This is a genomic window from Gordonia sp. McavH-238-E (genome assembly GCF_022348225.1).
GTDB lineage: Bacteria > Actinomycetota > Actinomycetes > Mycobacteriales > Mycobacteriaceae > Gordonia > Gordonia terrae.
Genome location: NZ_JAKRFE010000006.1, coordinates 75235 through 99834, shown reverse-complemented (window position 1 = coordinate 99834; position 24600 = coordinate 75235). Strand labels below are relative to the sequence as shown.

21 protein-coding genes and 1 pseudogene are annotated in these 24600 nt (G+C 68.1%); 8 read left to right on the top strand and 14 right to left on the bottom strand.

Annotation, left to right across the window (positions count from 1 at the left end):
• Positions 1 to 6: 6 nt before the first annotated feature.
• The 3 genes from MHN80_RS10295 to MHN80_RS10285 are packed head-to-tail and all read right to left on the bottom strand — an operon-like array spanning position 7 to position 4527.
• Positions 7 to 2409, bottom strand: coding sequence for a PEP/pyruvate-binding domain-containing protein (locus MHN80_RS10295; protein WP_239401349.1), 2403 nt, complete (start codon positions 2407 to 2409; stop codon positions 7 to 9).
• Entirely contained in the window at positions 2406 to 3404 is a 999-nt protein-coding gene (locus MHN80_RS10290; protein WP_239401347.1) for a TIGR03617 family F420-dependent LLM class oxidoreductase, read from the bottom strand. The genes MHN80_RS10295 and MHN80_RS10290 overlap by 4 nt, the downstream gene beginning before the upstream one ends.
• A 7-nt stretch (positions 3405 to 3411) precedes the next feature.
• Positions 3412 to 4527, bottom strand: a complete 1116-nt coding sequence (locus tag MHN80_RS10285; protein WP_239401345.1) for a hypothetical protein — start codon at positions 4525 to 4527, stop codon at positions 3412 to 3414.
• 50 nt (positions 4528 to 4577) lie between these two features.
• Here MHN80_RS10285 and MHN80_RS10280 point away from each other — a divergent pair, with 50 nt between their 5' ends.
• Positions 4578 to 5177, top strand: coding sequence for a TetR-like C-terminal domain-containing protein (locus tag MHN80_RS10280; protein ID WP_239401343.1), 600 nt, complete (start codon positions 4578 to 4580; stop codon positions 5175 to 5177).
• Here MHN80_RS10280 and MHN80_RS10275 read toward each other — a convergent pair.
• Complete coding sequence (locus tag MHN80_RS10275; RefSeq protein WP_239401341.1) at positions 5152 to 6105, bottom strand: proline dehydrogenase family protein; 954 nt, start codon at positions 6103 to 6105, stop codon at positions 5152 to 5154. The two genes, MHN80_RS10280 and MHN80_RS10275, sit on opposite strands and share 26 nt — an antisense overlap.
• Positions 6106 to 6250: 145 nt before the next feature.
• Here MHN80_RS10275 and MHN80_RS10270 point away from each other — a divergent pair, with 145 nt between their 5' ends.
• From MHN80_RS10270 to MHN80_RS10260, 3 genes are all read left to right on the top strand, one after another.
• Entirely contained in the window at positions 6251 to 7009 is a 759-nt protein-coding gene (locus MHN80_RS10270) for a glycoside hydrolase family 16 protein (RefSeq protein ID WP_239401339.1), read from the top strand.
• Between the two features lie 111 nt (positions 7010 to 7120).
• On the top strand, positions 7121 to 7804 hold the full coding sequence (locus tag MHN80_RS10265) for a TetR/AcrR family transcriptional regulator C-terminal domain-containing protein (RefSeq protein ID WP_239401337.1): 684 nt from the start codon (positions 7121 to 7123) through the stop codon (positions 7802 to 7804).
• Positions 7804 to 9486, top strand: coding sequence for an acyl-CoA dehydrogenase family protein (locus MHN80_RS10260; RefSeq protein WP_239401762.1), 1683 nt, complete (start codon positions 7804 to 7806; stop codon positions 9484 to 9486). Before MHN80_RS10265 ends, MHN80_RS10260 begins: the two co-directional genes overlap by 1 nt.
• Positions 9487 to 9499: 13 nt before the next feature.
• On the opposite strand, the gene MHN80_RS10255 is transcribed toward MHN80_RS10260, so the two are convergent.
• The gene (locus tag MHN80_RS10255) at positions 9500 to 10411 is read right to left on the bottom strand and encodes a LysR family transcriptional regulator (protein WP_004022360.1); all 912 of its coding nucleotides are present in this window, start codon (positions 10409 to 10411) and stop codon (positions 9500 to 9502) included.
• Positions 10412 to 10862: 451 nt separating this feature from the next.
• On the opposite strand from MHN80_RS10255, the gene MHN80_RS10250 reads away from it, so the two are divergent.
• Positions 10863 to 12050 carry a diguanylate cyclase gene (locus MHN80_RS10250; RefSeq protein WP_239401335.1) on the top strand — a complete coding sequence of 396 codons (1188 nt, stop codon included), beginning with the start codon at positions 10863 to 10865 and terminating at the stop codon, positions 12048 to 12050.
• On the opposite strand, the gene MHN80_RS10245 is transcribed toward MHN80_RS10250, so the two are convergent.
• Positions 11998 to 13362: an FAD-binding oxidoreductase gene (locus MHN80_RS10245; RefSeq protein ID WP_239401333.1), complete on the bottom strand. Its 1365-nt coding sequence runs from the start codon at positions 13360 to 13362 to the stop codon at positions 11998 to 12000. The two genes, MHN80_RS10250 and MHN80_RS10245, sit on opposite strands and share 53 nt — an antisense overlap.
• 85 nt (positions 13363 to 13447) lie before the next feature.
• Between MHN80_RS10245 and MHN80_RS10240 the strand changes: the two genes are divergently transcribed.
• Positions 13448 to 13873, top strand: a complete 426-nt coding sequence (locus MHN80_RS10240) for a nitroreductase/quinone reductase family protein (protein ID WP_064570426.1) — start codon at positions 13448 to 13450, stop codon at positions 13871 to 13873.
• Positions 13874 to 13935: 62 nt separating this feature from the next.
• Positions 13936 to 14898, top strand: coding sequence for a serine/threonine-protein kinase (locus tag MHN80_RS10235; RefSeq protein ID WP_239401331.1), 963 nt, complete (start codon positions 13936 to 13938; stop codon positions 14896 to 14898).
• Positions 14899 to 14902: 4 nt separating this feature from the next.
• On the opposite strand, the gene MHN80_RS10230 is transcribed toward MHN80_RS10235, so the two are convergent.
• Positions 14903 to 16036, bottom strand: coding sequence for an amidohydrolase (locus MHN80_RS10230; RefSeq protein ID WP_239401329.1), 1134 nt, complete (start codon positions 16034 to 16036; stop codon positions 14903 to 14905).
• A 126-nt stretch (positions 16037 to 16162) separates the two neighbouring features.
• Between MHN80_RS10230 and MHN80_RS10225 the strand changes: the two are divergent.
• A pseudogene (locus MHN80_RS10225) lies at positions 16163 to 17323 on the top strand (FAD-binding oxidoreductase); the annotation flags it as partial.
• 6 nt (positions 17324 to 17329) lie between these two features.
• Here MHN80_RS10225 and MHN80_RS10220 read toward each other — a convergent pair.
• From MHN80_RS10220 to dnaK, 7 genes are all read right to left on the bottom strand, one after another.
• Entirely contained in the window at positions 17330 to 18406 is a 1077-nt protein-coding gene (locus MHN80_RS10220; RefSeq protein ID WP_101821219.1) for a hypothetical protein, read from the bottom strand.
• 98 nt (positions 18407 to 18504) lie between these two features.
• Positions 18505 to 19608: a hypothetical protein gene (locus MHN80_RS10215; RefSeq protein ID WP_239401327.1), complete on the bottom strand. Its 1104-nt coding sequence runs from the start codon at positions 19606 to 19608 to the stop codon at positions 18505 to 18507.
• A gap of 14 nt (positions 19609 to 19622) precedes the next feature.
• Complete coding sequence (locus MHN80_RS10210; protein WP_239401325.1) at positions 19623 to 20090, bottom strand: SRPBCC family protein; 468 nt, start codon at positions 20088 to 20090, stop codon at positions 19623 to 19625.
• 77 nt (positions 20091 to 20167) lie between these two features.
• Complete coding sequence (locus MHN80_RS10205) at positions 20168 to 20566, bottom strand: heat shock protein transcriptional repressor HspR (RefSeq protein WP_004022370.1); 399 nt, start codon at positions 20564 to 20566, stop codon at positions 20168 to 20170.
• Positions 20567 to 20569: 3 nt separating this feature from the next.
• Positions 20570 to 21772 carry a molecular chaperone DnaJ gene (gene dnaJ, locus MHN80_RS10200; RefSeq protein WP_004022371.1) on the bottom strand — a complete coding sequence of 401 codons (1203 nt, stop codon included), beginning with the start codon at positions 21770 to 21772 and terminating at the stop codon, positions 20570 to 20572.
• A gap of 212 nt (positions 21773 to 21984) precedes the next feature.
• Positions 21985 to 22617, bottom strand: a complete 633-nt coding sequence (gene grpE / locus MHN80_RS10195) for a nucleotide exchange factor GrpE (protein ID WP_086534165.1) — start codon at positions 22615 to 22617, stop codon at positions 21985 to 21987.
• Positions 22614 to 24458: a molecular chaperone DnaK gene (dnaK, locus tag MHN80_RS10190; protein ID WP_004022373.1), complete on the bottom strand. Its 1845-nt coding sequence runs from the start codon at positions 24456 to 24458 to the stop codon at positions 22614 to 22616. Before dnaK ends, grpE begins: the two co-directional genes overlap by 4 nt.
• Positions 24459 to 24600 lie beyond the last annotated feature (142 nt).

The window sequence follows — 24600 nt, the reverse complement described above, 5'->3', positions numbered from 1 at the left end:
CTGGTCTCAGCCCGGTCCGAGCCGCTCGACGATCCCGTGGTCACCGTCGACCCGCACCCGGTCGCCGGTCCGCAGCACGCGGGTGCCCACCAGGGTGTTCACGACGCACGGCAGGCCGTACTCGCGGGCGACGACCGCGCCGTGGGAGACCGAGCTGCCGATATCGGTGACCAGGGCACGGATGACGGTGAAGTACGGGGTCCAGCCGACATCGGTGACCGGTGCGACGAGGATCTCGCCACGCTGCACCTCACGCGCCTCGACGATCGACTTCGCCACACGCACCACACCTTCGACGGTGCCGCGGCTCGCGGGACGCCCGACGATGCGATCGTCGGTGGCACCGCGTCGCGGGGCGGCGACGAGAGGGAACGGCCGTCCCACCGACACATCCTCGAACTCGAGAGAGTCCTGGAACGACAAGGCTTCTCGACGCTGCCGCGCGCTCTGCACCAGGCCGGTTGCTTCCGTGGGGCCGGCGTCGACGAGACGCTGCAGCTCGGGGCGATCGAAGAAGAAGACGAGGTCGGCGTCCGGCAGTCGTCCGGCCTCGGCCAGCACCTCACCGAGATGCCGGTAACCGCGCTTGAGTGCATGAGCCATCAGCGCCATCCGGGACTTCGTCTCCTCGCGACCGCGTGCGCCGCCCTGCGCCAGGCGGGCGAGGAGCCGGATCGCGGCCGGCGGCGTCTCGTCGACGGCGGCCGGGGCCGTAATCCGGGCGACGGGGTCGAGCGCCGACCGCACCATCACCTGCATCATCGCGCCCAGGCCGCCGGGGTCGTCGGCCCAGGACGGGTCGCGCATGCACAGTTCGCGGTACCCGCGGTGACCGTGCCGTTCGAGGAAATGCCGCAACGCGCGACCGGCGTCGCCGGAGGTCGACCGCATTTCGACGACCGCGGTATCGGGCGCTGCAGCGAGGAATTCCCCGGCGACCGCGGGGTCGGCCGCGATGGTGTGGACGACCGCGTCGAGTTCGGCGAGCATCATGGCGCTCTCGACTTCCGACGCACCGGCCATGAGCCGCGCGGCCTGCGCCTTGCCGTCCTCCTCGGTGCGTCCGTCCGTGACCGCCCGTCGGACCAGGACACTCTCCAGGACGTTGGCCGCCACCGCCGCGCGCGACGACGAGCGCACGTGGGTCAACGTCACATCGCAGTACTGCTCGACACCGGTCTCCAACTGCTGCAGCACAACCCGCGGATCGCGGCTCGTGGGCACCGGGAAGGCCGCGATCTCGGCGGGCAGTCGCCGGATGGCCGGGCCCACCGACAGGGCATGTGACGTGAGCCGGATCGTGTTGCCGAGCTTCCGTCGAAACGGCCGCGGGGGCGTGGGTTTCAGCTCGTCGATGACCCGGCCGCAGATCGACATGGAGAACTGTTCGAGCGAGTTGCCGATGATGCCCGAACTCAGCGCCGTTCCCTCGGTCAGGTTCAGGAACATGTGCCCGTAGAAGTAACCGACCTGCAGCCAGGGCTTCTCGTAGCTCTCCTGCGCCCTCGCGACCACCTGCACCATCTGCATCGCGTAGTCGATCGCGAAGCCGGAGACCGACGCGGTCAGGGGGCAGAACGCGCCCGGCATCATCTCGCCGATGTTGCATCGCGTGTACACATGGTCGGCACCGGCCAGTGGCGAGTCCATCTCGTTGAGGTCACCGGGGAGCGTGGTGATCGGCCGTGCCTGCAACCACCACAGTTCGCCGGCTTCGTCGATGGCCCACTCGAGGTCCATCGGTCGACCCCAGTGCTGCGCGGTGCGCTGAGCGCCCGCGCGGACCTGTGCGATCTCATCCGGGGACAACACCGGCGCGGCAACGGATTCGTGCACCACCGTGTCGCCGTCGACATCGAGCACGAGGTGGTCGGGGGCGGCGGACCCGTCGACGAGTACCTCCCCCAGTCCCGCGACGGCGTCGATGACCATCAGATCGCGGCGCCCCGACGTCGGGTCCGCGGTGAACACCACGCCCGCGGCGCGTGCGTCGACCATCCGCTGGACGACCACGTGCATGGTCGGCGCGGCGTCTCCGCTGTAGGCCGAGGCACGACGCGAATGCACCGAGGCCGCGCACCGACGGACGGCGTCGGTGAAGGCGTCGACGGAATCGACGCCCAGCACCGTGTCGTACTGGCCGGCGAAGGACTGGTCGTCCCCGTCCTCCCCGACGGCCGAGGACCGGACGGCTACCGGAGTCGTACAAGCGGCCACCATGTGACCGAACCGGGCCGTCACGTCGTCGAGAGCCCCGTCTACAGACGCATCGGCGATGACGAACCCCGTCGGCACCGGCAGACCCAGACGACGCAGTTCCGCCAACCCGGCCGCCTTGCCCCCGTAGCGGTCGTCGACGATGTCGTCGAACTCGACGACGCTCGGCGTCACGTCGATCTCCTGCGTCATCTGGAGCCGCCGAGCGCGTCGACGATCTCGGCGAGCGCATCCACGGCGATGGGACCCGGCTGATAGAGGCAGATCCGGTCCGACACACCGTCGACCCGGTCGCGGATGTGCGCAGCGACCTCCTTGGGCGTTCCACACGCCGCGATCGTGTGCAGCATCTCGTCGTCGATGAGGCCGGCCATCTCCTGCCACCGGCCCTGCTTGGACATCGTGTTGAGCTCCGGTTGCAGATCTCCCCAACCGTGCGCTTCCAGCACCGGCCGGTACGCCGGAGTGGAACCGTAGAACGCCAACAACATCCGCGTCGAGGCGTGGTCATCGTCGAGACCTGAGCCGACTGAGACGATGATCTCGGGCACCACCTCGAAATCGTCCTCGGACCGGCCGGCCGCCGCGAGACCGTCGCGTACGGCGGGCAGCGTCGTCTCGTGCAGGAATCGCTTGGTTCCGAACGGCATCACCAGCAGGCCGTCGGCGACCTCGGCGGTCGCCCGGGTGAGCCGCGGACCCAACGCGCCCAGGTAGATCGGTGGCGGCCCGTACGGGTTCGGCCCCGGGACGAAGGTCGGCGTCATCAGCGTGTGCCGGTAGTACTCGCCGCGAAAGTCCAAGCGCTCGCCGGAGTTCCACGTCGCGAAGATCGCGCGCAGTGCGCCGACCATCTCCTTCATCCGCTCGACCGGACGGTCGAACTCGACGCCGTAGCGCTTCTCGATCTGAGCGCGGACCTGAGTGCCCAGACCCAGGATGAATCGTCCCTCGCTGAGCAGTTGCAGGTCGTTGGCCTGGTGGGCGAGTTGGATCGGGTTGCGCGGGAACGCGATCGCGACATTGGACATGATGTCCAGGCCCGTGACCGTCGATGCGAGCACGAGCGGGGAGAACACGTCGTGCGGCCCCTCGAAGGTGAACACCCCCGACGCACCCGCCTCCTGCAGGAGCTGTGCGCGTTCGACCGCATCGGTCGGGTTGAACAACGCCGTCATGATCTTCATCGCGCGCCTACTTCGCCACGTCGGTCCAGTCGGAGAAACCCGACGGGTGGTGCGGGCCGATCACGCCGTGCTCGAACAGGCCGGCGCCTCGTCGGACGGTGCCGTCGGGCTCGGTGCACACGGCCGACCCGACATGGTCGATGAGACTGAACGGCGCACGGGCCATGACCTCGTCGTCGGTCAGGTCGAAGGTGACGCGTTCGGCGAACGCACCCTCCTTCCAGGTGCCGTGCGCCCACGAGGTGTCGCCACCGTATCCGGACCCGAAGGCGATGGGAGCGAACAACTTCGACTCGACGTCGAGCTCGATCCGGTCACCGGACCGATTCAGGAACTCGACGTGAGCGCCGTGGGGAATCCTGGTGCCGGACGTGTAGTGGATGGTGACCCGCACACCGTCGAGCTGCTCCACACGGCCGTCCCGCCAGCGACGCGTGCAGTCGTACAGGCTCCGATGGCCGTCCGGGTCCTCCTGCAGGATCAGGAACAACTGGAAGTCGTCGAACGCCAGCGGGAGGTAGAGCCACCACATCCCGCGGAAGGAGGCGTCGGGCCGTCCCGCGGGTTCGGCTTCGCCCACCGGCCTGATGCCCCAGGACCGATCCCGGCTGGCCACACTGCTGTCGTGATCGACGGTCAAGCGCTCACCGTCGATGTCGATCCACCCCTCCCACGACCCGACCTGGGCAAACCGACACGCCTCCAATGTGACCCGACGTTCGGTCAGCATGTCGTGAGGCTTCTCCAGTGCCGCCGGGAACAGTCCCCGCCACGTGAGATCGGCGGCGACACCCTCGGTTTCCGCGAGGGTCAGGTGCATCTCCTGCAGCGGTTCGACGACGTCGAGACGGTACCCGTTGACGTTCTGGTGGAGCCGGTCGTCGTCGATGACGTCGCTCAGGTGCACCGCGGTCTGCGTGTCCCCGCGCCGCACCACGAAGTAGGCGTCCTTCACCCCGAGCCGGGGGTAGTAGCCGATGCCGGTCAGAGCCATGAACCGGCCCTCGCGGTCGAGCACGTTGAAGTACGAGCGGTCGTAGAAGTTCCGGTCCGACGTCGCAGGCCAGCTGACCGGGGCCGCCGTCTGATGGATCGGGTACTCGTCGAGCGGACTCAGTTCCACGAAGACTCCTCTAATACGATGCACACTGTATTGGAACTACGATGGAACTCATGACAGCAGATGGCCAGAGGGAAAACAAGAGGTCGACGTCGTCGGCACCCGGGCGGCCACGCGACGGGCGGATCGACACCGCGATCATCGCGGCGACCCGCGAACTGATCCTCGAGACCGGTTACCCCGCCCTGTCGCTGTCCGCGATCGCGGCCCGTGCCGGCACGACGACGGCCGCCATCTACCGGCGATGGTCGGGCAAGGCCGAACTCGTCCACGAGGCGGTGCTGTCCGCCGAGACCCTCGCCCCGCCAACCGGTTCCGGAGACGTGCAGCAGGACATCCGTGCCCTCGTCGAGATCGTCCGCGCGATGTTCAACCGACCCGAGGTGCGGGTGGCCCTCCCCGGCCTGATCGCCGACACAGTCGCATCACCCGACGTCCACAGTCAGATGATCGCCCGGCTGGCCGGCGACCTCACCGCCTTCGAGTCCCGCTTCGGCCAGGAACGCCGCGACGACGATCGGTTGCCCATGCTGGCGGAGGTCGTTGCGGGCACCGCGATCTTCCGCATCCTCATCCGCAGCGACGCCGCGCTCGACGACGCCTGGGTCGATCAGATGGTCGAGCTCATCACAGAACGCTGGCCGGCGGGCTGATAGGCCCACGTCCCAGATCGACGAGCGCCTGGAACACCCGCGTCGGGTCCTCGGCGATGCGATTGAGAACGTACAACCACCATTCCGAGCCGAAGATGCAGTACTCGCGAGTGGAGATCCCGTCCGTCGCCAGCCTGTCGAGCAGGTCGGTACCCAGACCCATCAGCATCTCGACCTCGACAGACCCGACGGCGCCGACCGCCCCGAGGACGTGCGACAACAGCGTCTCGTCGTGCGTCGCAAGGGTGAGCGAGCCGCCGGCGTCGGCGATGCGGCGCGCCAGTCGTTCGTAGCGCTTCGGCAGCTCCGGGTCCTCCCGTGCCAGCGCGTCCGATTCGGCCTCCAGGAATGCACCTTTGACGAGCCTGATACGGCCGCCGGCAGCGAGCACTCTCTCCACGTCCCGCTCCGAGCGATGGAGCCTTGCCTGCAGGGTGATGCCCACGTTGTCGTAGCGGTGCGCCAGCCAGTCGTAGACGTCGAGAACCCGATCGGTCCGGTCCGACCCCTCGGCGGAGATCATGAACACGGAATCGACTGCGGCGCACGCCTCTGCCAGGCGGGCACTGTTGTCCCGCACCAGATCTTCGGAGACGAGAAGTCCGATGTGCGACAGATCGCCGGAGACCGTCGACGGCAGCCCGGTCCGACCGATGTGATCGGCGACGGAGACGAACACATCGGTGGCCGCACTGGCCTCGGCGGCGTCGCGGACGCTCTCGCCCGTGAACTCGATGCTCACCCGATGTCCGCGCTCCACCGCGCGCCCTCCGGCGCGGATCGCGGATTCGACATCCTCTCCCGCCGTGTACCGATCGGCGACTCGTCGCGCACACTCGGCGAGCGCGGGATCGGCCATGACCCGGGACTTCAACTCTTCGTCGAGCGCCCACCGGCGGAGTGTGTCTGCCGCACTTGCTGTTTCCATGTCATACCGCCTCTGCTCACGCGCCTGCCGACCAGCACACACTACGCGGAACACGCCGAAAGTCGATGTACTGTACCGCCATGGAACGACACGCCTCGGAGGCGTTCGGATGCTCGAGCGATCCCGCCGATCGAAGAGAGGTGAGATGATCACCCTGCACGAGGACTTCACCGGCGACCGTTTCGACAGCCGGACGTGGATCGCCGACTACCTCCCGCACTGGACGAGACCGTCGAACTCCGCGGCTCGGTGGACCACGTCCGGGGGACGTTCGAGACTGTGCATCGACGACGACCAACCCGCATGGCGGCCGTCGGAGTCGACGATGCGCGTCTCGAGCCTGCAGACCGGACACCACGCCGGTGAGGTCGGCGGCGTGGTCGGTCAGCACGCGCACCGAGACGGGCTCACCGTGGCCACCCACCGTCCGTCGGAGATCCTGTTCGCGCAGCGGCACGGCCGCTTCGCAGTCACGATGAGTGCGATTCGCGACCCGGCGTCGATGGTGGCGTTCTGGCTCCTCGGAACGGAGCAGCGACCGGAGGAGTCGGGGGAGATCTGCGTCGCGGAGATCTTCGGCCCGGGGCCCGGCGAGCCCTGGACGCTGGGTGTCGGCGTGCACCCGCACCGGGATCCGCGCATCGTCGACGACTTCTCCGTCCTCGAGATGGCCGACGATCTCGCCGACCTCCACGAGTACGTCGTCGATTGGGGGCCCGACCGTCTCGTGTTCAGCATGGACGGACGCGTCGTCAAGGAGATCCGGCAGTCCATCGACTACCCGATGCAGCTCATGCTGAGCATCTTCGACTTCCCCGACCGCGCGATCTCGGACTCTCCGCTCGCCTACCCCCGCATCCTGGATGCGGCGTATGTGCAGGTCAGCACACTCGACGGCGGTTGAGTCCGGCCCCGCCGCCGGGTCTGCCGGCAGGCGAACCTTGCCGGACCCGCGTCCCTCGTTTATTGTTTGTCATACAAACACTGTCGCAGGACATTGACGACGAGGATTCTCATGCCCACGACCGGACGCGCCACGAGAGAGGCCGGCAAGACCACGCGCAAGTCGCTGCTGCGCGCTGCCGCCGAGGTGTTCGCCGAGAACGGCGAGTCGGCGTCCGTGGCGCAGATCTGTCAACGTGCCGACGCCTACCCGAACCAGGTCACGTACTACTTCGGCTCCAAGGAGCAGCTGTTCGTCGAAGTCGCCGGCGCCGGCGTGCTGCGAGCCGGCCGTCGCGCGGAGGAAGCCGCAGCCGGTGCCGAGACCGTCCGCGAGTACACGAACACCCTCGTCGGCACACTCCTCGGACCCTGCGCGCGGGACGTCGAACTCTTCGCGACGGCAATGCTTCTCGTAGCGCGTCGTACCGATCTGCGGCCACTCATCACGGACACACTCACAGTGCTGCACGAGCGCGGTGAAGAAGCGTTGCTCTCCACGCTCGTCCGCACCGGCTGGCAGCTCCGCGCCGGGATCGACGTCGAGGCGCGGGCGTTCTGGTCGGCGATCTTCGGACTTGCGGTCCAGAAAGCCGCCACCGGAGCCGATTTCGGCTATCGACTCGAAGACGCGGTGGCCGTCGTCTTCACCAATCTCCAGATCCCCGACGAGGTGTTGGACAGTCCGCTCCGCCCGGTCGACACCGACACCAACACCGACACCGACACGCCATCACCCGCAGCACAGGAGGCATGATGACCCAGTCCGCGAGTTCCGTTCGACCGCAGCCGCATCTCACCCACGAGGTGTTCAACCAGTCGGCGCCGCGGGTCGACGTGAACGAGTACGAACTCGACACGGTGCTACGGGAGTCCGTCAACCGCCACGACGCGGGCTGGGGTGATGCCGAACTGCGCGAGATCGGCGCCCTCGTCGGCAGCGAATCCTTCAAGCACGACGCCCAACTGGCGAATACCGTCATCCCGACGCTGCGCACGTTCGACCGATGGGGCAATCGCATCGACGAGGTCGAGTACCACCCGGCCTATCACCGCATCATCTCCGCGTCGATCGCCCACGGGTCCCACACCCGGTGCTGGGCGGACCCGCAGCCCGGTTCTCATGTCGTGCGGGCCGCGGCGTTCATGCTCTTCGGCCAGATCGAGCCCGGTCACGCGTGCCCGGTGTCGATGACGCATGCGGTCATCCCGTCCCTCGAGCTGCAGCCCGACGTCGCGGCCCAGTGGGTACCGAAGGCACTGTCGCGCAACTACTCCCCCGACCTCTCCGCCGGCAAGGACTCGGCGATCTTCGGGATGTCGATGACCGAGAAGCAGGGCGGCTCCGACGTACGCGCCAACACAACGGTCGCGGTTCCCGCCGGCGCCGGCGGCCCGGGCGCGGAGTACCTGCTGACGGGGCACAAGTGGTTCTGCTCGGCCCCGATGTCGGATGCCTTCCTCGTCCTCGCACAGGCCCAGGGCGCCGGGGGCGAGGGGCTCTCGTGTTTCCTGCTCCCGCGCATCCTGCCCGACGGCACCCGCAACGTCTTCCGCATCCAGCGGCTGAAGGACAAGCTGGGCAACAAGTCCAACGCATCGAGTGAGATCGAACTCGACGGGACCGTGGCGATCATGGTGGGTGAACCCGGCCGCGGCGTGCGCACCATCATCGAGATGGTCGCGCAGACCCGCCTCGACTGCGTTCTCGGTTCGGCTGCGGGCATGCGTCAGGCCGTGGCGGAGGCGGTCTGGCACGCCCGGCACCGCAGCGCCTTCGGCGCGACCCTGGCCGACCAGCCCGCGATGACCGCCGTATTGGCCGACCTCGCACTGGAATCCGAAGCCGCGACCACCACCGCCATCCGACTCGCACGCGCGCACGACGAAGACGCCGACCCGCAGGAGCGGGCCTTCCGCCGGCTCGCGACGGCGGTCTCGAAGTACTGGATCTGCAAACGCGGCCCCCACCACGCCTATGAGGCCCTGGAATGCCTGGGCGGAAACGGCTACACCGAGGACTTCCCGCTCGCCATGCGCTACCGGGAGCAACCGGTGATGGCGGTGTGGGAGGGCTCGGGCAACGTCATAGCACTCGACGTCCTACGGGCCATGACCCGCGAACCCGAGTCGATCGCCGCGTTCGACGCCGAGGTCTCACTCGCCCGCGGAACCAGTCGCACCCTGGACACCCACCTCGACCACCTGCGCGACCGGCTCGGCGAGCTGTCCCGGCTCGACGCCGCCGATGCCCAGCGGCGGGCGCGGTCCACCGTCGAGGCGATGGCCCTCGCCCTCCAGGCGTCGCTCCTCGTCCGACACAGTCCCACCGCGGTGGCCGATGCGTTCATCGCCGCGCGCCTGGGCCCCGACCGGAGCCTCGAGTACGGCGCACTCCCGGCCGGCGCCGATCTGCGCGCGATCCTCGAGCGGCACTGAACAGCGAATCACGTCAGAGCGAGTTCTCGGCAGCGGCGAGGATCTGGCGTCGCAGGGTCGAGGACGTGTTGGGCAGCCACATGGCGCGGACAGGCGCGAACGGCGGGTCGGTGAACTCGACGATCCGGATGCGATTGACGTAGATCCAGCCGGGTTCGTTGGTGACGAAGGCACACGCATCGGGATGCGCGATGACGGCGGTGTGCGGGGGCGTGCCCAGCAAGGTCGACAGGATGATCCGCGGTTCGAAGCCGGCGCGCCGGCACATGCCGACCAGGATGTCGGTGTATTCGTACTCGTGCTCGGGGCCCCACACGACGATCTCGTAGCCGGCGAGGTCGGCCATGTCCACCCGGTCGTGCGCCGCGAGCGGATGGTCGGCGCGCACTGCCAGGCGCAACTCGTGCTGTGTCGCGATGGTCGTGGCCATGTCCGGTGGCGCCGCCACACCACGACCGAGGGCCATGTCGATGGCGCCGGACAGCAACTCGTCGCGGATGAGTTCCGCGAAGACCGGCCGCACGGTGATCGGCACCGACGGATCGGCGAGGACCACCGGTTCGATGATGCGGAACACCTCGGAGGAGGCCAGGTCGGGGGCGTGGCCGATGACGAACGGGGCCGGCGACCCGGCGTCGACGCGCCGTACCTGGGTCGCGAGTTGCTCGCCACCGGCCAGCAACGGCACCGCCCCGCGGTAGAGCGCTTCGCCCGCGGGGGTCGGCGTGAGGCTTCGGCGTGACCGCGAGAAGAGCTCGACACCGAGGTGGCGCTCCAACTCGCGGATGGCCGAGGAGAGCGCCTGCTGGCTGATGAACAGGTCATCCGCGGCGACCCGAAGGCTCGGTGCCTCCATCACGACGACGAACATTCGTAGCCGCCGTAGGTCGATATCGCGTAGTCCGGGGTCCCCAGGACCATTCATCAACCATCTCCTGTCAGTTATCCCGATTGATGTGATTGTAGGTTGACCATCGAGACCATATGCTGAATTCTGCGAGGCCGGGTTCGCGCCGGCCAGATCGTATTCGGACTACCTGCTGGGGTCCCTCCCGCGGAGGGGACGGGAGGACCCCAGCAGGAAGCGGCTGATCGGGCCCGATTGGCACGACCGTCTCAGCACGCATCAGATCGACGGCGATTCTGCCGATTCTTACATCTTTCGCTCCGTCGGGTCATATCGCCGAATTCGGGACGAAACGATCTTTAATCGTCCTCTAAACTCCGTAATGTGCGTTCGACGATTTTCGCCGCCGCATGCGGGTGCGTGTCGCGCATCACGAGCGAGAAAAGAGGGCGTCGCCATCGGGTACCTGGAACGCGAGGGCAACGAGGCGCGGCCGACCGCACGTTTCCGGGCGCTTCGCCACGGGCCGATGTCCGGCGAGACCTCCGGCCACCGCGACCTCTACGACGACGCCGATCATGTCCTCGAACAAGTGCGTATGCGCGAGTGGCATGTCCGCTTCACGATCGCCGTGCTGGTCGCGGTGTGCGGGGTACTCGGAACGATTGCACTCTTCACACCGAGCGGCACGCAGGGTTCCGTTCCTCGCTCGATCGCGCTCGGGATCGTCGTCGCCTCGACCATCCCGATGGCCTTCGTCGTCAGCCGGGTTCACCTCGGCGTGATCTGGTGGACCAAACAATCCTCGGTCCGGGGATTCAACACCGCATTCGTCCTGTGGGCCGACGCCGTCCTGACCGTCGCTCTCGTCGCCATCACCGATATCGTGCTGGCCCAGTTCTGCGCTGTCATCTTCGCGGTGATCGGTTCTTACGTCGCCCATTTCGTACGCAGTGTGGTCGCATACGCGCACATGATCTACTCGAGCATCACCGTGTGCGCTCTGGGAATTGTCTCCTGGTCCGACGGAACCCCGTTCATGAATGTGCTGTTCACCTCGCTCGCACTATTGGTCGCGACCAATGGCACGACGGCTCTCCATCGCAGTTACACATCCGATTTCCAGCGATCGCTGAAACATCAGCTCATCATGGCCAACACCGATTCACTCACCGGGTTGTTGAACCGTCGTGGCTTCATCTACGCGGCCACCACGATGCTCCGCCGCAACCCCGCCGTTCCGTTCGCGCTGATCGCCGCGGATGTCGATCGTTTCAAGGGCATCAACGACGAACACGGGCATGCGACCGGTGACGACGTCCTGCAGCGGGTCGCGGAGATCCTGCAGGGCGCGAAGGCCGAACACGCAGTCGTCGCGCGGCTCGGCGGCGACGAGTTCGCGATCGCGACACTCGCGGACGAGGGCTCGGTGCGCGCTCTCGCCGAACGCATCCGCACCCAACGCATCACGACTCGCGGCGGTGCAACGGCCTCCATCAGCCTCGGCATCGCCGTCGGTGTCACCCCCGGCGGCCACATGTCCTCCGACGACGCCGACGCGTTCATCAGGGGCGAGTTCGACGTCGCCGACGAGGCGCTCTTCGACGCCAAGGCCGCAGGGCGCGGCACCTACGTGGTGGCGGGCCGGTCGACCTCCGGACCGCCTACAGGAGCACGCCCGGATTCAGCAGACCGTCGGGGTCGAGAGCCCGCTTGATCCGTGCCGTCAGTTCCATGACGTCGGCCCCGACCTGATCGGGCAGCCAGCCCTTCTTCAGACGTCCCACCCCGTGCTCACCGGTGATGGTGCCGCCCAGACGGATCGCGAGATCCATGATCTGACCGAAAGCGACCTGCGCGCGTTCCGCCTCGTCGGGGTCGGCGGGGTCGAAGACGATCAACGGATGGGTGTTGCCGTCGCCGGCGTGGGCGATCACCGAGATCATGACCCGATTGCCGGCCGCGATCTCGGCGACCCCGTCGATGAGCTCGGGCAGGGACGGCAGCGGAACACCGACGTCCTCGAGCAACAACGATCCCAGCTTCTCCACGGCCGGGATCGCCGCGCGGCGGGCCGCGGTGAACGCCTCCCCCTCGGTGGGGTCGTCCGTCGCGAAGACCTCCCCCGCCCCGTTGCTCTCGAACGCCTTCTGGATGAACTCGACCTCGGCCGCACCGGCGGCCCCCGGAGCGTCGGACTGGGCGACGAGGAGCGCACCGGCCTCCCGGTCGAGGCCCATCCGCATCAGGTCCTCGACAGCGTTGATGGCCACCGAATCCATGAACTCGAGCATCGCCGGCCGGATCTCGGCGGTCACCGCCAGAACGGCCCGGCTGGCCTCGTGCACCGAGGAGAAGACTCCGACAACGGTGCTCGCCGGCCCCTGCGGCGGCAGAAGTCGTAGCGTCACCTCGGTGATGATCCCGAGGAGTCCCTCGCTGCCGACGAACAATTTGGTGAGCGGCAGCCCCGCGGAGTCCTTGAGCTGCTTGCCCCCGACCCGGACCGCGCGGCCGTCGGCGAGCACCACCTCCAGACCCAGGACGTAGTCCGTGGTGACGCCGTACTTGACGCAGCACAGTCCGCCGGCGTTGGTGGCGACGTTCCCGCCGATCGAACAGATCTCGAACGACGACGGGTCCGGCGGATACCAGAGCCCGTGAGCCGAGGCCGCCGCCTTGACCTCCGCGTTGAACAGGCCGGGCTGCACGACGGCGGTCCGCGTCGCCGGATCGACCTCGAGGTCGCGCATCTTCTCGGTGGAGAGCATGATCGCGCCGTCCACCGCCGTCGATCCCCCGGACAGGCTCGTACCGGCGCCCCGCGTGATGATCGGGACGCCGTTCGCCGCGCACCAGCGCACGGTGTTCTGCACCTGGTCGGTGGTCGTCGGCCGCACCAGCGCGAGCGGAGTGCCCGCTGTCGGGTCGGCGGCGCGGTCCTGCCGGTAGCCGGCGAGGATGTCGGCGTCGGTGACCACCATGCCGTCGGGGAGGGAAGCGGCCAGCGAACTCGGGTCGGCACTCATCCGTTCAGAGTATTCGCCACGCCGACGACCACGGTTTCAGTTTGATACATGGCCGGACGCGACCCCTGCCGGGACAATGAGCGTCGTGAACGATTTCAATGCGACCGTCATCAACGAGTTCCGATCCAACAACGGACATGTCGAGACCGCCGGCTTCGGCAAGAATCTCGTGCTGCTGCACACGCTGGGCGCCAAGTCCGCCGAGCCGCGGATCAGTCCCCTCTTCGCACTTCCCGACGGCGGCAGCTGGCTGATCATCGGGTCCTTCGCAGGCTCACCGAAAGCCCCCGCCTGGGTGCACAATCTCCGTGCCCACCCCGATTCGGTCGCTGTGGAGGCACCGTCGGAGGACGGCGTCGAGCGCCTCGACACCGCGGTGAGCGAAGTCGAGGGCGACGACTGGGAACCGGCGTGGCAGAAGTTCATCGAGGCGTCCGAGCAGTTCCTGAAGTACACCGAGACCGCACAGGGTCGCCGATTCCCGATCTTCCGCCTGACCCCGACTCGCTGACACCGGCTCGCTGACACCGGACTTCCCGTCGCACGAGGATCGGCACAACTACCCTGTCAGGGGTGTTCGAGGTTGGTGAGAACGTCGCCGGCTTCACCATCGACGACTTCCTCGGTGGCGGGGCGAGCGCGGATGTGTTCCGGGTTCGGGATCTGCAGGATCGGTGCGATGGGCCGATTGCCCTGAAGGTCCTGCACCCGAACGCGTCCGATCACGCGCGAGTCCGCGAGCGCTTCGAACGCGAGTTCGGGATCGCATCACTGCTGGACCACCCGCACATCGTGCGTATGCTCGCGCACGGCGAGATCGCCTCACCGCGTGGGTCGCTCGGCCCACGACACCTGCCGTCGATGTGGCTGACCATGCAGTACATCGGCGGACCCGCCGCGACCGCACTCGTCCCGGAGCGTGGCGACGAACCGGACATGGGCACCATCCTGCGCGTGGCGACGCAGATCGCCGGGGCGCTCGACTACGCGCATGCCCAGGACATCCTGCACCGCGACGTCAAGCCCGCCAACATCCTGCTCTCCCGCACCCCCGACCCGCGATCGGGAGACGGCGCACCCCGCAGTGCCGATCCCCCCGATGCCTACCTCTCGGACTTCGGGATCGCCCAATTCCTCGACGACACGCGGCCGCTCGCCCGCAACGGACGCGTCCAGGGTTCGATCGGCTACGCCTCACCGGAACTCCTCCAGGCCCAGAAGCTCACGCCGGCAACCGATTTCTACGCGTTCGCCTGCACCCTCGTCGAACTCATCACCGGCACACCGCCGTATCCGCGCAACACCGCCTTCGCGATCACGTATGCGCACCTGAACGACGACCCGCCGAAACTCACCCGGCGCCGCCCCTGGTTGCCGTCGGCGACGAACTCGATCTTCGCCAAGGCGCTGGCGAAGAATCCCGAGGACCGGTACCCCTCGTGCACGGCGCTGGTGGAGATCCTGACCCGGCTCATGCGCGACGTGCCCGTACCGGAGCCGGCGCGGCGCTCGACGTGGTGGACTCGGACCCGCTGAGCGCTCAGCGCGTCGGACCGTCGATGGCATACACGCGGAACGCTGTGTCGCGGAAAACTTTTCGCAGGGCCTCCGAGCCCCACTGGGAGACGCAATCGACGAGCGCGCCCACGAGGACGTCGACGGCGGCGTTGGGCCGATCGATCGGGTAGTTGGACCCGAACATGATGCGGTCGGACCCGAAGTGGGTGATGACATGCTCGACGAAGGGACCGATCATCTCGGCGAGGGTGGCCTGGCCGCCGATGTTGCCCCAGCGTTCGTGACCGTAACCGAGGATCGGCATCGCCAGGCCGGACAGCTTGACCACCACGTTGCGATAGGTCGCCAGCGTCGTCATCCGCTCCCGCCACAACCGCCAGATGTCCGCGCGCGCAGCCGCTGTCGCACCGGTGCGCACCCCCACGGGACCGAAGACCCCGGCCGGTATGCCGAAGTGGTCGAGGATGATCGTCGTGTCCGGATACTCCCGGGCCAGCAGGATGACGTCGTAGAGCTGGTGTGAGTAGACCGACGCTTCGAAGACGAGGTCGCGGCTCGCGAGTTCGGCGAACCCCTCCAGGAACGCCGTCGAGGACAGTAGGTTGTCGGTGTCCCCGCCGTCGCGCACGCGCGGATCGGGATGCCGCGATGCGACGATGCGGATGCCGCGGAACCGCGGGGACGCCGCGAACTGCTCGTCGAGCATGTCCGCGAACGTCCGGGTGCGCGGATCGCCGTGCGAGATGACGGCGCCGAGACGCGGCGTGCCGGCCTGACCGAACGGCAGACTCTCCAGATACCGCGTCTCCTCCACCGCGGTGCTGTCCACCGGGGGTTCGGTGGCGTCGGCGGCCTCGCGGCGCCAATGCGACTCGACGTGGACCACGGTGTCGATCGGCACCCCCACCACGGTCGGGACCAGCGCCGCGTCGGTGGCGTACTGCCGCGGCTCGTAGGCCCGGGCGACGGTGCGCGGGGTCAGGATGTACTCGCGGTCGGCGCGCGAGACCACCAGGGGGAACACCCGGTCGCCCAGGGTGGGGACGAATCCGTACAACCTCGACGCCCGCGTGGCCGCCCACGGGGTACGCCGCGGGTTCCAGTGCTGCACATGGGCATCAACGATGCCCGTGAGGACCCCTTCGAGGGACGTCATCCCCGTACCTTGCCACACCTCATCACTGCCCGACATGGGATGCCGGATCCTGAATTGTGCCGTGTCGAAGGACTAGTGTGGGTCTCTTGAACCGGGTGGGGACACGAGCCGCGACGGAGGTGTGATCTTTTCGATATGGCGACACATTCGCGCCATGCGCTGCATCAGCTGCGGACGGCTGTCAATCGGCACCCCGACCGGTTCGTCACCAACGTCTACACCCGGATGTTCGCGATCGACCCCGACCTGCGCGACCTGTTCGGTGTGTCGATGGCCGCCCAGCGGGTCGCCTTCCATCGCGTCATCGACCATGTCCTCGAAGCGATCCCGGCCGAGTCCGGGCATGCCGAACTCGTGGAGTTCCTCGCGCAACTCGGACGCGACCATCGCAAGTTCGGGGTGGAACCCGAGCACTACCACGTGATGTACGCGGCGCTGATGGGCGAGTTCGGCAGCCTCATGACCGGATACTGGGACGCCGAGACCGAGCAGACCATCTCGCAGGCGATGATGCTGGTGACCGGGGTGATGCGCGGCGCGGCCGAGAGTGCGACCCATCCCGCGCGCTGGACCGCCGAAGTCGTCGAGAAGTACCGGATCACCCGCGACCTGGCGGTCGTCCGGCTCCTCGCGCATTCGCCGCTGACCTTCAACGCGGGGCAATACCTCGAGGTGCACACCCCGCAGTGGCCGAAGCAGTGGCGCAATCTCTCGCCCGCCATCCCGCCCAACCCGGCGGGAGAGCTGGAGTTCCACGTCCGCGCGGTGCCCCGGGGAACGGTCAGCACCGCGATCGTGAGCGAGACCAGCATCGGCGACGTGTGGACGCTGGCCCAGGGCCACGGCACCTTGCATGTCGACCGCGACAGCAAGGTCCTGATGGTCGCCGGCGGCACCGGACTCGCGCCGCTGCGGGCACTGTTGATCGAGATGTCCTCGCGCGTGGATTCGCCGGAGACGCACATCTTCTACGGGATGCGCCACCCGGGCGAGCTGTACGACCTGACGGTGCTGCGACGCATCGCGTCGACCAATCCGTGGCTGCGCGTCACCGCCGTGTCCCAGGAACGGACCGATCCGTGGTGGATCAACGCGGTGGCCACGCCCGCCGAACTCGGCGTCGACCACGAGATCGGCACACTGGCCGACGTGGTGGTCCGGGCAGGCAACTGGGAGAACCACCAGGTGCTGATCGCAGGGTCGCCACAGATGATCGAGAACACCCGGCGCACCCTCATCATCGCCGGTGTGCGGGCCAGCCGCATCCAGCACGACCCCGTGTTCTAGGACCGCTCAGGGGACCTCGAGGCTAGGCTCACCGGCGGCCGGGGACGTGACCGTCTCGGTTTCGGTCACGGTGTACGTCTCCGGAGCCGACTCGGTGACCGTCTCCGTCCGCGTGACGGGGCGGGGGGTGCGCGTGACGGTCGTCGTACGAACGCTGGTCTCGGTCTCGGTTTCGGTGACCGTCGCCTGCTCGGTCGAGGTGACCGCCGCGGGGGTCTCGGTCACCGTGACGGGGGCCGGTTCGGCGATGGTCGACTCGGCGGTGAGGATCAGCGTGATCCCGACGGCACCGAGGAAGACGGCGGCCCCGATCGCGGCACCGACGAACCACCATCGGCGACCGGTCGACGTCCGGGCGGCGACGGCAGTGGTTGCCGGCGCGACCACCGCGGCGTCGGCGGCGCCGAGTGCGGAGGCGAGCGACGGATTGTCCGCCACCGTCACCGGCCGCTGTGACGCGTACTCGAACGCCGGCGCGATCCCGGGGAGCTGAGCACCGGGGCCGACCACGATCACCGAGGTGATGTCGCGACCGCGAGGCAGCCTGGTGACCGCCGTCGCGAGCTGTGACGCCGCCTCCGGGTCGGTCACCGAGGCAACCTGGCCCGGCGTGAAATCTGCGGTGCCGAGGACGGCGCCGGACGCGGAGTCGACGGTGGCGAGGGTGGTGCCGGCCGCGGGCGCGGCGTTGCGATCAAGATCGACGACTGCCACCACCCCGCCGCGGGTCGAGTGGGTACACGCGATCTCGGCGAGAGCGGCGGCGTATCCGGTGACGACGACCTTGCCCGACCAAGACGGCCCGGTGCCCGCGCCCGGCGCGAAGACGCGAGCCAGATGATCGCGAACGTCGGCGCGGGACGCCGAGATGCCGATCCGGTCGACCTCGACGGGCACGGAGTCGACGAGTTCGACGATCGCGGCTTCGGCACCGGCGGCCGACGCATCGGGGAGGTCGACCAGGTTGCTCGCCAGGATGTGCCCGTCGGCATCGCGGACCACCGAGCTGATCTGATCGTCGACGACGGAGATGCCCAGGACCACGAACCCCGGCATCGGACCGTTCCCCGGTACCTCGGACATGGTTCACCTCCCGTCGCCGACCTGCTGTGGCGTTCTGACCCGCAAGCCTAGCGGCTGGGGGGCGGACGCCGTGCACCCGGCTGTGCGAGGTGGACCGCTCAGATCGGCTCGGCGGGATGCTGGGTGTAGGCCGCGTCGCGGACCGCCTCGTCGGTTTCCAGGCCCGCGCCCAGGGCGCCGCCGACGGTCGCGAGTGAGCAGGTGAGCCACGCGACCTCCAGATAGTCGGTGAAGCCGACCGGGTGGTCGAGCGTCGCACCGATGACCTGCGGCACCACCAGGCAGAGCGCGCCGATCGCGGACAGGACGAACAGCGCCGCGTAGAACGCGCCCACACCCAGAACCACTGTGATCATGGTGACGATGTTGAACAGCACCACCTGTTCTCGCGTCTGTCGGGAGCCGCCGCGTTCCCAGAGGTCGGCACCGATGATCAGGGTCGCGGTGATCGCGATGATCGAGCCGAGCGCCACGCCGGTGAGCCGAATCCCACCGAAAGTGTCTGCGAGCAGCCAGATGTCGGCGGTCACCAGTGCGAAGACCCCGGCCGCGATCGCCCCGGTGAGTGCGCGGCTGAGGCCGAGTGCCAGCCGCCACGGGCGGTTGGCGCGCACCATGCCGGTGAGCAGACGCAGGTTACCGGTCAGGACACGCGCGGTGAACGCGGTGCCCGCCTCGTCGACGTCGGTCCCGAGTTGGCGGACGCGATGGCGCAACGCCGACCGCGCCGGCGACTTCTGGTGACCGCGGAGATCGTCGGCGTCGGCACCGAGGAGTTGCCCGACGAGTCCGGTGATGATGCCGCGGGCCCGCTGCCGCACTCCGGTGGCGCCGAGCGCCGGCACCGAGAGGACCGCGACGCCGTGCACCGCGTTGGCATGCGCCACGACCGGGCGTTTGCCGACATGCAGCGGAAGGTCGGTCAGATAGACGACGAGATCCCATTCGCGTTCGAGCAGAAGGTCTCTGGTGGCATCGACGATTTCGGCGTCGCCGGCCGGCGGCTGTACGAGACCGGCCTCGACGAGGTCGATCTGCCAACGCGCACCGGGGAACGTCGTCTCGACGTGTTCGGCCAGGCCGGCATCGACGAGCTTGCGCGCGAGACCGATGGCCTGCCCCGGCGCGGCGACGACGCCGAGGACGACGACGGGTTCATCCGGGGAATCCGGCCCGGGCGGCGGACCGGCGGAAGAGTCCATGGATGGTTCCGGATTCAGGCGAACCGGCCCGCGAGAGCGCGGAGGGTGCTCTCGATCCCCTTGCCGTTCTTCTTGTCGTAGCCCACGAGTTCGATGATCTTCGGCAGCCGGAGCGTCGAGTAGTCGAAGGTCTCGGTCACGGCGGTGGTGGTCGGTGAGGTGGACTCGAGCTCCCACCGCCAGCGGTGACCCATCGGATGCTGCCACTCGACGACCCGGCCGGGTTCGAAGTCGGTGACGGTGGAGGTGATCTTGTACGGCACGCCGTACTGCTTCATCCCGACGCTGAAACGCGCCCCGCGGGTCAGCGTCTCCGGCCCGCTCACGGGGGTGTCGCGCACCGTGCCCGAGCCGTCGAGCTCGGGATGCCTGTGCGGGTTCGACACGAGCGCGAACACATCGGCGGCCGGGGCGTTCACGACGACCCGACGCGAGACCTTGTGCGGCCCGGCGTCGACGGTGGTGACGGGTTCAGAAGCCATGCGGTCAACGTTACGCACCTCTGCGGGCCCGCGCCGAAACCGCGGCCGGGCACCAGGACGTCGGGCCCGGTGGGCGGTCAGTCGGTGGTGCGCTTGCGCCGCGGCTGCCACACGACGAGTGCGTTGGTGCGCGGTACGGGCACGAGTTCGCCACCACGCCGGGCCCGCGACGCCTGCACCTCGTCGGTGAGTTCGCGGACGCGGTGCTGGAGCGCCTCGACCTGATTGCTGAGGTCGATGATGCGCTTGATACCGGCGAGGTTGACGCCTTCCTCCTGCGAGAGACGCTGGATCTCTCGCAGGAGTTCGACGTCGCGGGACGAGTAGCGGCGTCCGCCGCCACTCGTCCGCTGGGGGGTGACCAGACCCAGTCGGTCATAGGTGCGCAGGGTCTGCGCGTGCATACCGGCGAGTTCGGCGGCCACCGAGATCAGAAAGGTCGCGCCGTCGGCGTCGAAGTTCTTCTGGCCGGCCATCGCTCATCGCCCCCAGTCCGCCCGCGGATCGAAACCACTCGCCCGCTCGGCCTGGTCGTAGGCGCGCATCGCCTCGACCGCGGCCTCGTCCAGCTTGTTCGGGACCGCGACCTTCACGGTGACGAGCAGATCGCCTGCCCCGCCGGAGCGCTTGGGCACTCCGCGACCGCGCACGCGCAGCGTGCGTCCGTCGGTGGTGTTCGGCGGGATCTTCACCCCGACCGATCCCTCCAGGGTCGGCACCGAGACGGTCGCTCCGAGAACGAGTTCGGAGATCCGTACCGGCAGTTGCACCCGAAGGTCGTTGCCGCTGCGGGTGAACTGCTTGTGCGGGGTCACGTGCACGACGACGTAGAGGTCGCCCGATGGGGCGCCACGCCGGCCGGCCTCGCCCTGTCCGGCGAGCCGGATGCGTTGTCCGTCCTCGACGCCGGCGGGGATCCGCACGTTGATGGTGCGCGCGCGGACCTTCACCCCGCTGCCGTCGCAGTCGGTGCATGGATCGTCGATCCGCGAGCCGGTGCCCTGGCAGTCCTGGCACGGCTCACTGAAACCGAATGCGCCCTGATTGCGGCTCACGAATCCGGAGCCGTTGCAGTTCGCGCACACCCGCGGACTCGTCCCGGGCTTGGCGCCCGAACCGTGGCAGGTGGTGCAGGGCGACGGGCTGGTCACCCTGAGTGGGACGGTCGTGCCGAGCGCGGCATCGGAGAACGAGAGCGTCGTCTCGGTCTCGAGATCCTTGCCGCGACGCGGGCGGCTCGCCGTCGAAGTACGTTGTGTTCCGCCGCCGCGGTTGAACAGTCCGTCGAAGATGTCGCCGAAACCGCCTCCGCCGCCGCCGGTCTGCGCCCCGCCGAACAGGTCGCCGAGGTCGAAGTCGTTACCGCCGCCGGTGGTGTAGGTGTTTCCGCCGCCGGGGAAACCGCCCGGGAAGCCGTTGCCGCCGCCGCGGAATCGTCCGCCGGCGAACATGGCGCGCGTCTCGTCGTATTCCTTGCGCTTCTCGGCGTCGCCGAGCACGCTGTGGGCTTCGGACACCCGCTTGAAGCGCTCTTCGGCCGCGGTGTCACCCGGGTTGGCATCCGGGTGCAGCTCGCGCGCGAGCTTGCGATAGGCCTTCTTGATCTCTTCAGCCGAAGCGTCAGAAGCAACGCCCAGGTCCTTGTAGAAGTCGTGTTCTAACCACTCACGTTGTGGTGCCACCAGACGTCACCTCCTTTGAGTTCTGTTGTCTGGGTTGGTTTTTTCAGTTGGGGACACCCGCTCCCCGAGGTGCGAGCCGACCATCTGCTCCCTGAGGTGCGAGCGAAGCGAGCCACGAAGGGTTCGTCGCCCTTCGTGGCTCGTCGCTTGCGCTCCTCGCACCTCAGGGATCAGTGGTGAGTTCGCCCACTCAGGATCGAGCGACGGTCGCTCTATTGTGCACCGGGTGCGTCGCCCGCAGGGGCAGGATCGGTGACCGTCACCATCGCGGTGCGGATCACCTTCTCGCCCAGGCGGTAGCCGCATCGGTACACCGATCCGATCACCGGATGCGCCCCGGTGCCGTCGTGCTGCACGGCTTCGTGGAGTTCGGGGTCGAACTCGTCACCGGCCGCACCGAAGGCCACGAGACCTTCGGCGGCCAGCACCCCGGTCAGCTTGTCGGCGACCGAGCGCAGCGGACCGCTGTCGAGGTCGCCGTGCTCGCGGGCACGGTCGAGGTCGTCGATGATCGGGAGCAGCTTGTCGATCAGGATCTGCTTGCCGTAGGCGACCGAACCCTGCTTCTCCTCGGCGGCACGCCGCCGGAAGTTGGCGAATTGGGCTCGCTCGCGCTGCAGGTCGGCGGTCAGTTCGGCGACCCGGGCATCCGGTTCGCCCGCTGCCCCGTCCGCCTGCTGCTCGTCACTGGTCTGCTCGTCGACGACCGGTCCGGCGTCGGCCGGGCCGGGTCCGGCGGCCGGCTCGTCGCGCACCTCACCCGTTTCCGGGTCGATGCGACGACGGTCGGTCACCGTCACCGGCTCCTCGCCGGACCCATTCGCCGAATGGGCTCCTGCGGTCACTTGTTCTCCTTCGAGTCCGCGTCGTCGACGACCTCGGCGTCGACGACGTCCGGGTCACTGTCGGCCGCGGCGGCCTCACCGTTGGGGGACTCGGCAGCGGCGTTGGCGTAGATCGCCTGGCCGAGGGCCTGCGACTCCTCCGACAGCTTCTCGATCGCGGACTTGATCGCTGCGGTGTCGTTGCCCTTGAGCGCTTCCTGCGCTCCGGCGACGGCCGCTTCGACCTTCTCCTTCAGCTCCGCCGGGACCTTGTCCTCGTTCTCCTTGAGGAACTTCTCGGTCTGGTGGACCAGCGACTCCGCCTGGTTGCGGGTCTCGGCCTCCTCGCGGCGCTTGCGGTCCTCGTCGGCGTGAGCTTCCGCGTCCTTGATCATGCGGTCGATCTCGTCCTTGCTCAGGCCGGAACCGTCCTGGATGCGGATCGAGTTCTCCTTGCCGGTGCCCTTGTCCTTGGCGGTGACGTGCACGATGCCGTTGGCGTCGATGTCGAAGGTCACCTCGATCTGCGGGACACCCTGCGGCGCGGGGGCGATGCCACCGAGCTCGAAGCTGCCGAGCAGCTTGTTGTGCGACGCGATCTCGCGCTCACCCTGATAGACCTGGATCTGCACCGACGGCTGGTTGTCCTCGGCGGTCGTGTAGGTCTCCGACCGCTTGGTCGGGATGGTGGTGTTGCGCTCGATCAGCTTGTGCATCACGCCGCCCTTGGTCTCGATACCGAGGGACAGCGGGGTGACGTCGAGCAGCAGCACGTCCTTGACCTCACCGCGGAGCACACCGGCCTGCAGTGCGGCGCCGACGGCGACGACCTCGTCCGGATTGACGCCCTTGTTGGGCTCGCGGCCACCGGTCAGTTCCTTCACCAGATCGGTGACGGCCGGCATACGGGTCGAACCACCGACGAGCACGACGTGGTCGATGTCGCCGACGGAGATGCCCGCATCCTTGATGACGGCCTGGAACGGTGCGCGGGTGCGCTCCAGCAGATCAGAGGTGATCTTCTGGAACTCGCTGCGCGAGAGCTGCTCGTCGAGGAACAGCGGGTTCTTGTCGGCGTCGACGGTGATGTAGGGCAGGTTGATCGAGGTGCTCTGCGAGCTCGAGAGTTCGATCTTCGCCTTCTCGGCAGCCTCACGCAGACGCTGCAGGGCCATCTTGTCCTTGGTCAGGTCGATGCCCGAAGTGCTCTTGAACTTCTCGACGAGCCAGTCGACGACGCGCTGATCCCAGTCGTCACCACCGAGGTGGTTGTCACCGGAGGTCGCACGAACCTCGACCACACCGTCGCCGATCTCGAGCAGCGAGACGTCGAAGGTACCGCCACCGAGGTCGAAGACCAGGATGGTCTGTTCCTTCTCGCCCTTGTCGAGGCCGTAGGCCAGGGCGGCCGCGGTCGGCTCGTTGACGATGCGGAGCACGTTGAGGCCGGCGATCTGACCGGCTTCCTTGGTGGCCTGACGCTGTGCGTCGTTGAAGTAGGCCGGGACGGTGATGACCGCGTCGGTCACGTCCTCACCCAGGTACGACTCGGCGTCGCGCTTGAGCTTCATGAGCGTGCGCGCGCTGATCTCCTGCGGGGTGTACTTCTTGTCGTCGATCTCGACGGTCCAGTCGCCTTCGCCCATGTGGCGCTTGACGGAGCGGATGGTGCGGTCGACGTTGGTGACCGCCTGGTTCTTTGCGGGCTGGCCGACCAGCACCTCGCCGTTACGCGCGAACGCGACCACCGACGGGGTGGTCCGTGCGCCTTCGGCGTTGGCGATGACGGCGGCTTCGCCGCCTTCGAGCACGGCCACCACCGAGTTGGTGGTACCGAGGTCGATTCCAACAGCACGAGACATGTTTGGCTTCCTCCTAGTTTGCGGGTGTGCACCCGAGTCCTTGTCCCGAGGTCTCGAGACCGCGGGGATGTCGTGGTGAAACTCTGCGGGACCGGACTTCAGTGCGTCCGACTCATGTCCTACTGAAAAAGCGGGTCCGAGT